At 58.7% G+C, this 12,810-nt stretch carries 9 protein-coding genes; 4 read left to right on the top strand and 5 right to left on the bottom strand.

Annotated features, from left to right (window positions below; genetic code table 11):
- Nucleotides 1-320 precede the first annotated feature (320 nt).
- The 4 genes from R84865_RS10385 to R84865_RS10400 all read left to right on the top strand — a co-directional run bounded on the left by R84865_RS10385 (nt 321) and on the right by R84865_RS10400 (nt 5,700).
- The gene (locus tag R84865_RS10385; protein WP_435639623.1) at nt 321-2,363 is read left to right on the top strand and encodes a type I secretion system permease/ATPase; all 2,043 of its coding nucleotides are present in this window, start codon (nt 321-323) and stop codon (nt 2,361-2,363) included.
- Nucleotides 2,350-3,696, top strand: a complete 1,347-nt coding sequence (locus R84865_RS10390) for an HlyD family type I secretion periplasmic adaptor subunit (protein WP_435639624.1) — start codon at nt 2,350-2,352, stop codon at nt 3,694-3,696. Before R84865_RS10385 ends, R84865_RS10390 begins: the two co-directional genes overlap by 14 nt.
- The gene (locus tag R84865_RS10395; protein WP_435639625.1) at nt 3,696-5,117 is read left to right on the top strand and encodes a TolC family outer membrane protein; all 1,422 of its coding nucleotides are present in this window, start codon (nt 3,696-3,698) and stop codon (nt 5,115-5,117) included. The genes R84865_RS10390 and R84865_RS10395 overlap by 1 nt, the downstream gene beginning before the upstream one ends.
- A 277-nt stretch (nt 5,118-5,394) precedes the next feature.
- Nucleotides 5,395-5,700 carry an AprI/Inh family metalloprotease inhibitor gene (locus tag R84865_RS10400; protein ID WP_435631365.1) on the top strand — a complete coding sequence of 102 codons (306 nt, stop codon included), beginning with the start codon at nt 5,395-5,397 and terminating at the stop codon, nt 5,698-5,700.
- A gap of 150 nt (nt 5,701-5,850) precedes the next feature.
- On the opposite strand, the gene betT is transcribed toward R84865_RS10400, so the two are convergent.
- From betT to R84865_RS10425, 5 genes are all read right to left on the bottom strand, one after another.
- The gene (gene betT / locus R84865_RS10405; RefSeq protein WP_435631366.1) at nt 5,851-7,905 is read right to left on the bottom strand and encodes a choline BCCT transporter BetT; all 2,055 of its coding nucleotides are present in this window, start codon (nt 7,903-7,905) and stop codon (nt 5,851-5,853) included.
- Between the two features lie 515 nt (nt 7,906-8,420).
- Entirely contained in the window at nt 8,421-9,116 is a 696-nt protein-coding gene (locus R84865_RS10410) for a response regulator (protein WP_435631367.1), read from the bottom strand.
- Nucleotides 9,113-10,552, bottom strand: coding sequence for an ATP-binding protein (locus R84865_RS10415; protein ID WP_435631368.1), 1,440 nt, complete (start codon nt 10,550-10,552; stop codon nt 9,113-9,115). Before R84865_RS10415 ends, R84865_RS10410 begins: the two co-directional genes overlap by 4 nt.
- Nucleotides 10,553-10,662: 110 nt before the next feature.
- Nucleotides 10,663-11,568: a LysO family transporter gene (locus R84865_RS10420; protein ID WP_435639626.1), complete on the bottom strand. Its 906-nt coding sequence runs from the start codon at nt 11,566-11,568 to the stop codon at nt 10,663-10,665.
- A 266-nt stretch (nt 11,569-11,834) separates the two neighbouring features.
- The gene (locus tag R84865_RS10425) at nt 11,835-12,782 is read right to left on the bottom strand and encodes an NAD(P)-dependent oxidoreductase (RefSeq protein WP_435639627.1); all 948 of its coding nucleotides are present in this window, start codon (nt 12,780-12,782) and stop codon (nt 11,835-11,837) included.
- Nucleotides 12,783-12,810: the final 28 nt, after the last annotated feature.

The raw sequence follows: 12,810 nt of genomic DNA on the forward strand, positions 1-12,810 counted from the left end.
ACATTGTATTGCAGTTTATTTGCAATGCTAAAAAGAGTTTCTCGTCGCTGTCAGGGAGTGCTCGTATGAGTAAGTAGTCCCCAGCGCCATTAAAATAAGCGGTAATTAAATATCACCATGCTATAATTCAGCGGTACGAAGGCACGCTTTTCCTGAGTGACTGGCGAACGTTGCAGATAACGTCTAGCTTGATTCAGTAGAGGGTCGTTAGCCCCAGTAGTAGCTTGGCGGTAGACGCACATCCGCAGCCAAACAACAATAGTCGTAAGTCGGAGCGGCGTTAGGCGTTGCCCCGCGTGTTGCTAAAGAACAGGATTTCGATGTCAACGACAACTCCTCTCAACCGCAGTGAAATAAAAGAAGCACTAAAGGCCAACAAGAGCGGGCTGCGTGGAATAGCGGTATTCAGCGCCATCATCAACCTTCTGATGCTGGTGCCCTCCATCTACATGCTGCAGGTATATGACCGGGTACTCACCTCGGGCAACGGCTTTACGCTGCTGATGCTCACCCTGATAGTCGTCGGGCTGCTGGCATTAATGGGGGCCATGGAGTACGTCCGCAGCCTGATCGTCATTCAGATGGGGCGCAAGTTTGACCGCACGCTGGGCGGCCGAGTGCACGGCGCCAGCTTCGAAAGGGGCCTGGCCACTGGTCAGGCCAACGCCTCTCAGGCCTTCAGCGATCTGAACTCGCTGCGTCAGTTTCTTACCGGCAACGCCATCTTCGCCTTCTTCGATGCGCCGTGGTTTCCGCTTTATCTCATTCTGCTCTATCTGTTCAGCCCGTGGCTGGGGCTGCTGGCGACGGCCGGTGCGGTCATTCTGATCATACTGGCGTGGATCAACGAACGCTTCTCGCGCGCCCCGCTCAGCGAGGCGGGCAAGCTCTCGGTTCATGCTAATCAGATTGCCGAAGGTCATCTGCGCAACGCTGAAGCCATCGAGGCGATGGGCATGATCGGGCGGTTGTTCAGTCGCTGGCGCGGACTGCATCACGGCTACGTCGAACGTCAGGCGATTGCCAGTGAGCGTACCGCGCTCATTACGGCATGTTCGAAGTCGGTGCGTATCGGCCTTCAGTCGGGGTTGTTGGGGCTGGGCGCGCTGCTTGCACTGAACGGCGAGATTAGCCCCGGCATGATGATCGCCGGCTCGATTCTGGGTGGTCGAGTGCTGGCTCCCATCGATTTGCTGATCAATGCGTGGCGTCAGTGGTCCGGGGCGCGGCTGTCGTGGCAGCGTCTTGAGCAGCTGCTTGAAAAGCATCCCGAACGGGATAAGGCGACGCCGCTGCCTGCTCCGCAGGGAGAGCTGTCGTTTGAGGCCGTGACGGTAGTGCCGCCAATGAGCAAGGCGCCGTCATTGATCAACGTGGGATTCTCGCTGCCGGCCGGTACCATTCTCGGTGTTATAGGCCCATCGGGTTCGGGCAAGTCGACGCTGGCGCGCGCCGCGGTTGGCGTATGGAAACCGCGCTCCGGCAAGGTGCGTATCGATGGTGCCGACATGGCGCAGTGGGATGCCGAGCGGCTGGGTAGTCATGTCGGCTATCTGCCGCAGGATGTCGAGCTATTCGAAGGCACCGTGAGTGAAAACATCTCCCGGTTTGCTGTCGCGGAAAGCGGTGACGAGCAGCTTGCCGAGCAGGTGATTGAAGCGGCCCGCATCGCAGGCGCGCATCAGCTGATTCTCAACCTTCCACAAGGCTACGACACGCGCATTGGCGTCGGTGGCGTAGGGCTCTCTGGCGGTCAGCGCCAGCGTGTTGCCTTGGCGCGCGCCATGTTTGGCAAACCGCGGCTGGTGGTTCTCGATGAACCCAACGCCAGCCTCGACGACGAAGGTGACAAGGCGCTGGTCGAGGCGCTCACAAGGCTCCGCGAGCAAAAAGTCACGGTTATCGTGGTCACTCATCGCCCGGGGCTGCTGGCGGTTTCCCATCGCCTGGCGGTGCTGCAGAAAGGCTCTATTCAGGTGATCGACGAAACCCGCAAGGTTATCGCTCAGCTAAATGCAGCGCGGCAGGGGCAGGGCGGCGGTCAGGCTGGCGCGAAGGGCGCTAGCGGTCAGCCGCCGGGTGTTCGACCGTCGGCGGGGCCAGCGCAGCGGCAGCCTTCCTCAAGGGCTTCGGCAGCGCAGCCACAGCAGGCACAGCAACAGCCACAGCAGCCATCAGGGCCGCCTCAAGGCGATAACGCGCAGATGCCTCAGAAGGGTGATAAACCGTCAGCGTCTTCAGCATCCTCGAGTATCACGGGTGGCAACCCCTATCGGTCGAGCTCGGTGAGTTTCAATAACAGTACGTCCCGCCACGATAAAGCGCCGGATAACAATAAAGGGGATCAGCATGGCGAAGGCTGATACGCAGCAGCAGGAACAGCAGGATTCGGTGCCCGACTGGCAAAAGCTTGCGCAGTCCGACAGCGAGGCTCAGCAGACGCCTGATAAACAGCCAGCGCGGTTGGGTTGGTGGATTCTGCTGATCGCTTTCCTGGCTTTTCTGGCGTGGGCGATATTTGCGCCGCTCGATAACGGTGTTACCGCCTCGGGCGTGGTGACGGTTACGGGTGAACGCAAGACAGTGGATACGCTCACCGGCGGCATCATCGAGCGCTTGCTGGTGAACGATGGCGATTCGGTGAAGGCGGGGGACCCGCTGGTGCGCCTCGATCCTACTCAGGCACGCAGTGAACTCGGCGAAATCGATAGCCAGCTGCAATCTGCACAGGCACGCCGCGCGCGACTGATTGCCGAACGCGACAGAGCGAGCCACGTTGATGTGCCCAAAGCGCTGGCAAACACTCCTGCCATGCAGCTCGAGCTGGCGCTGTTCGCCAGCCGTAAGGCCGCGCTGGAAGGGCAGCTGGCGGGTATTCAGGCATCGCTATCGGGTAAGCAGTCGCTGCGTACGGGGCTTGAAGCATCGCTTTCTTCACGCACGTCGCAGCGCGAGCTGCTGAACGAGCAGTGGCAGAATCTGAAAGGGCTAGCGGATGGCGGCTACGTGGCGCGTAACCGCCTGCTCGAAATTGCCCAGCAGCGCAGCCAGCTCGATGGTGATATCGCCAGCGATCGCGGCCAGCTCGGGCGGGTGCGTGGCGATATCGGCGAACTGCAAATGCGCGCGCAGAGCACGGTATCGGATTTCCAGCAGCAGGTCAGTCAGGACTTGTCTGATGCCAGTAACGAAATCGATCAGTTGCAGCAGCGTCGCGGCTCAGCGGACTTCCAGCTGCACCACCAGTTGATTACGGCGCCGGTAGATGGCGTAGTGGTTAACTTGAAGGTGCACACGGAAGGGGGAGTGGCGCAGGCGGGCGACCAACTGATGGAAGTAGTACCCAATAACCAGCCGCTTACGGTTGAGGGCCAGCTGCCCGTCGATAATATCGATCGCGTGCACACGGGGCTGCCGGTAGAGCTGTCGTTTACCGCGTTCAATAGAAGCGTAACTCCGCGCCTCGATGGAGAGGTTAGCATGGTGTCGGCTGACCGTTTGGAAGATGAACACGATGGTCATCCCTATTACAAGATCAGGGTATCGGTGCCGCCCGAGCAGGTGGCACGTTTGGACGGTCGAGAACTGCAAGCGGGTATGCCGGTTGAGATATTCGTACGCACTGGTGAGCGTTCGCTGATCAACTACCTGTTCAAGCCGCTGTTCGACCGCGCACGCACCGCGTGGGGGGACTAATGGCACCCACGATGAACATGATGCGTGGCCTGGCGGCTGCGCTGGTCAGCACTAGCGTGCTGCTAAGCGCCTCCGCCCACGCCCAAAGCGACACACGTTCGGTTGAGCCCGCGCCGCTCGACTTTGCGACGGCCTACAAGATGGCACTTCAGCAGGATCCCACCTGGCGCGCGGCTCAGCATCAGCGCGATGCCGATGCCCAGGAGCGCGCGCTGGGTCGGTCACGCCTGCTGCCAAACCTCAGCTATAGCTATAGCCGTGCACGTAACTGGCAGCATTCGCGGATCGAAAACTTCAACGGCACCAATCGCGAGAAGCGCAACTACAACAGTTATTCGTCCTCCTTCTCGCTTAGCCAGCCGCTTTTCGATGCGGCCTCCTTTGCGCAGTATCGCGAAGGCTCTGAACGTGCAGAAGCTGCTGAATACACCCTTGAGCGCGCTCGTCAGGCGCTCGCCGTGCAGGTGCTGCAAGCCTATACCGACCTCTTGTATGCACAGGATCAACTCGCGCTTACCACGGCGCAGAAGCGTTCGCTGGTCGAGGACGAGGCGCGCGCACATGCCTTTATCGCCGGCGGTGAGGGCACCAAAACCGATCAGTTCGAAATTCAGGCGCGCCTGAAGGTGGTCGATGCTCAGGTGATTCAGGCAGAAGATCAGGTAGCCGATGCGCGCAATACCCTGGGCAAGATGATCGGCGCGGTGATGATCACGGAGCCGCTGGTACAGCTGAAGACTGACTCCGTGCTGTCGCTGGACACTGCCAAGTCGATTGATGAGTGGCGCGAGCAGGCGCTGCGTCACAACCCTGAGCTAGTGGCAGGGCGGCATATGGTCGAAGCCAGTCGGCAGCGTATCAATGCTGAGATGGCCGGACATTTGCCGGTAGTACAAGCCTTCGCGCGCCATCAGATCAGCGACTCCGATTCTGCCAACCAGGTAGGCCAGCACTACAAAACCAACTCACTGGGTGTTCAGATCAACGTGCCTATTTTCGAAGGCGGGCGAGTACTGGCCTCAACCGATCAGGCTTCGGCGCAGTACGAGCAGTCGCTGGCGCAGTTGGATGGTGACACCCGTGACATGCTCAACGATGTCGATCACCAATACCGTACGCTGGTCAGCAGCCAGCGGCGCGGTGATGCCTATGCCGAAGCCGTCGATGCTGCGCAGCAGCGCCTGCACGCTACCCGTATGAGTATTCGCGGGGGGGAGCGTACCAACCTCGATGCACTGGATGCCGAACAGCAGTACTACGAATCGCTCAGTGAACTGCGCCGTTCCCGCTACGATCAGCTGCTGGCCTGGCTATCGCTGCGTTGGGAAGCAGGCTCGCTCGAAGAGCAGGATATCCTCCGTGTTGCGCAATTCTTCACCGACTTGCCGGTGCGTGGGCTATCGTTGAAAGAGGTTGATTAGTACCGCCCGACAGGCGGCGACCATTGCTCGGTACGGCGCTCGCTGTAGCTGTCTTATACTTAATTGAACGCAGCGGGCGCACCCAAAACCGCAAACGAGCGATTGTGCTGGCGGGTTCGCCGTGGTCTGATGACTATTCTCTTGAAGCAAGCTGGTGTCGGTGGGTGGCCGCTAACATCGCCAGTGCGATGCCCGCCGTTGCCCTCAGGAGTGCCCTATGCACGCTATCCATCGAGGTATCGTTACCGTCGTAACGCTAATAACAACAGGAGGTGCCATGGCCAGTATGTTGCCGTTGCCTTCGCCGCAGTCGCTAAGCGGTGAATGGCAGCTCTCGTCCGCGGAAGGCGAGTGTCAGCTCGAGTTCATGCTGTCACCCAACTCTCGGTTTCGCGACTTCCAGCTCGATCGCAAGGCGGGGCAGTGCAGTGCCATCGATGAAGCCACCGGCTGGCGTCCAACGCCCGATGGCATCACCTTGACCGACAGCAATGGCGGTCGCGTTGCCTTTTTTGCGCGGGACGGTAAGGCGCACTACGTAGCACGCCAGCAGCAGCTAGCGCTAACGCGCGTGCCCTCGTAACGTCGCTTAGGCCCGTCAGCTAATCGCCAAGGGGGCGGTTAGCTGACGCAGCCGATCAGCTCGAAACGCTTTTTCCAAGCCAAAAAAATGCCCGCAACAACAGTGTTGTTGCGGGCATTGACGTCTCTAGCATCCGTTATCGAGTGGTACCTATTCGGTATCCGGTACCTGCGGATTGTTACCCGGTGCTTCACGATTCAAATGCAGGAAGTGCAGGTGACGTTCGTACTGGTCGAGCACGTCGTTGATCACCTGTTCCTTGCTGTATCCCATCAGATCGTAGCCCTGAGTACCTTCCAGCAGATACACCTCCATACGGAAGTAGTAGTCGTCAGCGCGTTTGCCGTTAATCGCGAACGCAGGCGAGGCATAGCGGGTTGGCCACAGCGAGTAGTCAAAGTTCTGCTCTTCGCCCAGTGCCACATGCAGGTTCAGATTGGGCAGCCCTGACTCCTCCGAGACTTCCTCATCGAGGGTGAGAATCGCGCCCTGTTTCTCGAGTTCGTCAGCAACTTCACGCAGCGCAGGACGGTAAATCGTCTCGATGGCCCTCAGCGTTTGACGCTTGCCGGGATAGCTCATTGAGCGCGAAATACGCTGACGCCAGGTCTTGGCGATGTTCTTCTCGCCGTCCAGACGGCCAGAGAGCTGACCGGGCAGGCTGCCTTGCAGGCTGTTCTTGCGGAAGGATTCCACCTTCAGCGACTTGAACAGCCCCCACATGATGAAAAACATCACGAACGAGAACGGCAGCCCGAAGATCATGGTGGCGCTTTGCAGAGTGCTAATGCCCCCGACGAACAGCATCGCGATGGTCAGAAGACCAATCGCAGCCGACCAAAAAATACGCAGCCACCTGGGCGCGTCGCTCTCGGGGTCCTTCAGGTAGGAAGAGAAATTGGCCAGTACCAGCGCGCCTGAATCCGCTGACGTTACGTAAAACAGTAGGGCGGTCAGCGTTGTTAGCCCAGCCGAGAAAGGGACCCAGGGATATTGCTGAAGTAGCGCATAAAACGCGCGTTCAGGATGGTTGATGGCAATGTCGCCCAAGGCGTGATTGCCGTGCATTACTTCGTACAGCGCACCATTGCCAAATACTGACAGCCACATCAAGGTGAAGATCAGCGGAATAATCAGCGTGCCCAACACGAATTGGCGAATGGTGCGGCCGCGCGAAATACGTGCCAAAAACAGTCCGACAAACGGTGCCCAGGCAATCCACCATGACCAGAAGAACAGCGTCCAGGTGTTCTGCCACTCGACCGGACGGTTATAGGCCATGGTATCCATCGACATGGTAATGAAACCGCCAATGTAGTCACCGACGTTCTCCACCAGTGCGTTCAGCAAAAATACCGTATCGCCGGCGCACAGCACGAACACGAACAGCAGAATCGACAGCAGCACGTTGAGCTCGGAAAGACGGCGAATGCCGCGCCCAACGCCTGATACCACCGAGATGGTCGCGATGATAACCGAGATGACAATCAGCACCGCCTGCGGTCCGATGCCTTCCTTAACGCCAAACAGGAAGTTCAGGCCGTAGTTGAGCTGTACCACGGTAATGCCCAGCGAGGTGGCGATACCGAAAATCGCGCCCAGCAGCGCTGCGGTATCAACGGTATGACCGATGGGGCCGTAAATACGCTTGCCAATCAGCGGGAACAGCGCCGAGCGAATACTCAGCGGCAGATGGTAGCGGAAGCTGAAGTAGGCCAGCGCCATACCCATCAGCGCGTACATCGACCAGCCAGTAATACCGTAGTGGAACAGCGGCCATACTACCGCTTCACGGGCAGCGGCCATGCTTTCTGGGGTTGCCTGAGGCGGTTGCAGGTATTGGGTAAGGGGTTCGGCCACTGAGAAGAAAATCAGGTCAGCGCCAATACCGGCAGCGAACAGCATCGATGCCCAGGTAAACATGCTGTATTCGGGTTTTGACTGCTCTGGGCCCAGCTTGATGTCGCCATAGCGTGAGCAGGCAATGAAGACAACAAAAACCACGTAAATGGCGGCGGCTAAAAAGTAGTACCAGCCGAAACCTTCCGAAATCCAGCCAAGTATCGACTGAATCACATGATCCGCACTGCCGGGAGTAATTAATGACCAAACGGCGAGTGCAACGATCACTATTGCGGAACTGAAGAAGACAACAGGATTGAGCCTGTCTTTCGATTCTGTAGGCGTGTCGGAATGATTACTCATAGGCTGCTTGTCAGTGAGTGAAAGAAAAGTGCCGCCGCTTTTTTAGCAAGGTGTATAGGAGCTCGTGCGCGTAAGCATAGTGCCTGGCAGCACGCCAGCGAGCGGCTATCAAGGTGCAGTGCGCGTTGCAGGCTGGGCGACCGACCAACTAGCGGGTGAGCCATTCGAGTGTCATGTAAGGCGCAATCGATATGGCTTTCAGGTGCCAGCGCTGCAAGCGTATTAGCTAACCATGCAAACCGGCTCAGCGCTAGGCCTAGTCGTCGTATTTGCGCGGCGCTCGCTAGGCTAACATGGCCTAGGGTAGTTTCGTCAGCCGTTGTTTTAAGCGCGCGTGAAGGTCACGAGTTTTTGCGCAGCGATCACCATCGTGGGAAATGCGACGCAAACAGCGGAAGGGAAGTTACCGGTCTAGCGAAGATAGTGCAGTAGAATGCGTACGCGCGCCGCGCCAGAGCACCATGGGGCAGGGCTGGAGCAGCGCGGCAGTATATAGGTATGGGAATGGTCGGCAGTTATTCCGGCATGTACTTGTAGCCCACGCCATACACCGAATGAATGATCTCTTTATCAGGCCAGGTATCGGCGATCTTCTTGCGCAGCTTCTTGATATGGCTATCGACGGTGCGCTCAGACACGATGCGGTGATCGCGGTACATCTGCTCCATCAATTGATCGCGCGAATAAATGCGGCCGGGGGTGCTCATCATTACGCTCAGCAGCTGGAATTCGATAGCGGTCAGGCCAATGTCCTTGCCATCGGCCAACGCTCGCCAGCCATCACCATCGAGCACCAGACCATGATCATTATCGGCGGCATTGGCGGATTCGCCTTCCGCCGCCAGCGATACGCGACGCATCAGAGCTTTACAGCGCGCTACCACCTCGCGCGGGCTGAAAGGCTTACAGATATAGTCGTCGGCACCAATTTCCAGTCCCAGCAAACGGTCTATTTCTTCAACGCGCGCGGTCAGAATGATAATGCCCACCGGTTCGTACAGGCGGCGTAATTCGCGGCATAGCTCAAGGCCATCCTTGCCCGGCAGCATCACATCGAGCAGCACCACCTTCACCTCAGGATGTTCAGCAACCCACGGCAGCACTTCATCACCGTGGGCGATGTGGTGCGTCGAATAGTTGTTGATCTTCAGATAGTCCGCGACGAGCTCGGCAATTTTAGGCTCGTCTTCAACAATAAGAATATCGCTCACCTGATGTCCTTCTTCTTGGACGCTGCCAGTGCCGTTTGCTGGCGCAGCAGCGGAATGTGAATGACCCAGCGCAGCCCGCCCAGACTGGAAGACTGCGCCTGCATGGTTCCCTTATGCATAGCGATTAGTGCTTGAACAATCGCCAACCCAAGGCCGCTGCCACCACGCTGGCGGTTCCTTGAAGCATCGACGCGAAACAGGCGTTCGGTCAAGCGCTCAAGGTATTTATCAGGCACGCCCGGCGAAGAATCCTCCCAAACGATCACGGCATGCTGTTTATTGCGCGTCAGCGTTACCCTGATCGTGCCCGGCGTGTCGGTGTAAGCAATTGAGTTGTCGAGCAAATTTCGCCACAGCTGGTGCAGGCGGTACGGTGCGCCTTCGATAAGCACCTCGCTAGCGATATCGGCCTCGAGCGTGAAGCCAAGGTTTTCAGCGGCACCGCGTCGATCCTCGATCTGACGGGCCAGCATCTCGCTAAGGTTGAGCTCTTCAAGCTGCGCATCCATTTGCTGGTTGTCGGTTTCTGCCAATAGCCGCAAATCGTCGACCAGACGGCTGAGCACTTCGACTTCGCGCGACAGCGAACCAATATTATTGGGGGTTAGCGGGCGCACGCCATCCTGCATGGCTTCCAGCTCACCGCGCAAAATGGCCAGCGGCGTACGCAGCTCGTGAGCGATATCCGCGCCCCAGCGCTGACGCGCGACGCGGTTGTGCTCAAGCGTGCGTGCCAGCGTGTTGATATCGCTGGAGAAGCGCGATAGCTCATCCTGACCACCGGTGGGCAGTCGCACGCGAAAATCGCCCATGGTCAGCGATTGGGTCACGGTTGCCATCAAGCGGGCGCGACGCCCCAGCCACAGCGCAATACCCGCCGCCAGCAGCAATGAGGCGGGCAGCAGTGCCAGCAGAATGATCGCCAGATTATCCATCTGGTTATCAAGGAAGATGGCATCCAGCGTGGACGAGAAGCGATCCGGCGACCAGTAGCCAAGCTCGCCCACCTTTTGGCCCTCGACCATAATCGGTTCACGCAGCAGGTCCTTGGGCGGATTAGGACGCCCCTGCAAACGCTTGCCGTCGGCGTCAAACAGTACAAACTGGCGAGGGTCTGACAGCGGAGGAATGAAGGGGCTGCTACTGTCGGGTGGCGACGACACATCGAAGATATTGCCGTGACGCCCGCCCACTGAATCGCGCAGTACTTGTGTCCAGCCGCCGTGCTCGTTCAGCCAGTCCCAGTTCTGGTGCTCGCGCCAATGCTCTTCCAGCGTTTGGACGATGTTGCCGATCTGGTGCTTCTGACCGTGCTTCACATAGTTAAGGAAGCCGTTATCAATACTGCGTGACACCGACAGATAGATCACCGCGCTGATGAGCACGTTGACCAGTAAGATGGTGAAGAACAGTTTGATACTCAGGCGGTTCAGCATGGGTATAAGTGCGGTCCGGCGGCGGTGAACGTGAGTCGAAAATTTAGTGTATAGCAAATATAGGGCAGGTTAGCGCAATGATTGTGCAAGGCTTGAGAGACTTCGTATCCTCACGTCATTGAGGCAAAAAGAGCCATCAGAAGTGGTGCCGCCAGCGATAACAACGCACCGCACGACAGTGCCGTCGGCACCTGAGCGACGCCAGCGTAGCGTGAAATGATCGGCAGCGTCATATCCATCGCGGTGCCGCCACAGTAACCGATGGCGGTGCCCGGATGGCGACGACTAAGCATTGGCAGCATCATGATCGCGACCACTTCCCTGAACAGGTCATTGCACAGTGCCATAGCACCGACGATGGGGCTGATCTGGTCGTTGAGCATTACCGCCGAAAGCGAGTACCAGCCAAACCCCGAGGCAAGCGCCAGGCTCGACGTGAGCGGAATGCCAATCAGCGGCGCGCTAATCAATGCTGCAATCAGCGATGCCACGATGACCGCCGCTGCCAGCTTAACGCCGGTAGTGTTGAGCACAATCTGGCGCAAGCTGATGCCCGATGCGCGCAGTTGGTGGCCCACCAGCAATAGCATCAAGTAAAGCGCCAGTGAGATGCCGTGATGCGAAAGCGCGCCCAGTGCCGGTAACAGCAGCGCGACAACAACGCCTGCCACCACCGCTACCAGCGGTGTAATGGCACCTTTTAGCGCATTGATGGCAGCTCCCCCGGCGCGCGCGGGGCTGTCGCTGGCCACGAGATGACGGCGTTCCACCCAGCGCAGCGCCAGCATATTCAGCAGTAGCGCTATCACCGCGAATACGCCCACCTTCATCAGTAGAGTGCCCGCGTCAGCGATATCGATACCGAAGTCGGTAATGCTAGCGCCCATGAGCAACAAAATGATGTAAATGAGCGCGTTGGAAGCTCGTTCGAGCGAGCGTTCGATGGGCTTGCCAAGCCCTGGAATCAGATAGCCCACTACCAGCGGTAGCAGCAGAAGAATCAAGTCGAAAGTCATGGTCTGGAATCGATGCAAAACGTGCAGTGTAACCTGTTATCGCGTACGAACCAGATCAGAAAGTGTTCAGGAATGGGCACGAGAACGATTTAGCGTGCTCTACTGCCGTGGCAGTGAGGGCTCCGCCGCATTAGATGTTGGACCTCGAGGGCGGGCGGATGGGCCTTATAATGGTTGATTGCTTTCCAAGCAGAGCGGCAGCGCCTGCTCTCCAGCACTGCGGCGTGCTGACCGTGCCACATGCTAGCGCTGGAAGGGGCGGGGCGTTACCCAGTGACCTCGCAGGTGAGCGGCTGGCCTTCAAACAGCGCGCGTAAATTGTCCAGCGTACGCTCGCGCATGCGTCGTTGAGCAAATTCGCTATGGGGCGCCACATGCGGCGTCATCAGCACGCGTGCATCATTGCGCAACTCCTCAGGCACCCAGGGTTCATGCTCGAAGACATCGAGCCCGGCACCGGCGATGTCGTCGTTTGCCAAGGCCGCGATCAGGGCCGCTTCTTCCACCACGTAGCCGCGTGAAATATTGACCAGATAGCCGTTCGGCCCCAGCGCTTTTAGAACACCGCGATTGACGGCATGACGGTTATTGTCACCGGCGCGCACCGTGACCATCAGCACGTCGGCCCATTTGGCCAATTCATTCAGCGTGTCGCACCAGTGATAACGAACGTCGGGGTGCTGGCGGCGGCCGGTATAGCCCACCGCCATCGCCAGCGCTTCAGCCTGCTGTGCCACGCGGCTGCCAATCGCACCGAGACCGTAAATACCGATGCGGCGTCCGGCCAGCCCCGGGCTCAGCGGCATGGCGCCACGCGCAGCATCGTTCCACTGACCTGAGCGCACTAGCTGATCGTAGCCCGCGAGATTGCGCACGCCGCTCAGCATCAGCATGGTCGCGAATTCGGCTACCGCTGGAGCGTTGGCGTCGCCTGCGTTAGCAATGCGAATGCCACGCGCCGCTGCCGCCTTCAGATCGATCAGATCGTAGCCAGTGCCGTAGCACTGAATGAGTTCCAGCGCGGGTAACTGATCGAGCAGTGCGGCATCGATTGGCAGGCCGCCCTTGGTGACCATCGCCCGCGCTTGGGCGCTGCCAGCGGGCAGCGCGGCCGGCGTCATCTCGGTGAGCGGGCCAAGCAGGTGATAGTCACGCTCAAGAGCGTCGATCAATGGTTGGGGAGCGGCATAGCTCAATAGTACCGGGTAGCGCATGGCGTCAGTGATTCCCATTAAACAAGCT

It is taken from the genome of Carnimonas bestiolae (assembly GCF_051251145.1).
Classification (GTDB): Bacteria; Pseudomonadota; Gammaproteobacteria; order Pseudomonadales; family Halomonadaceae; genus Carnimonas; species Carnimonas bestiolae.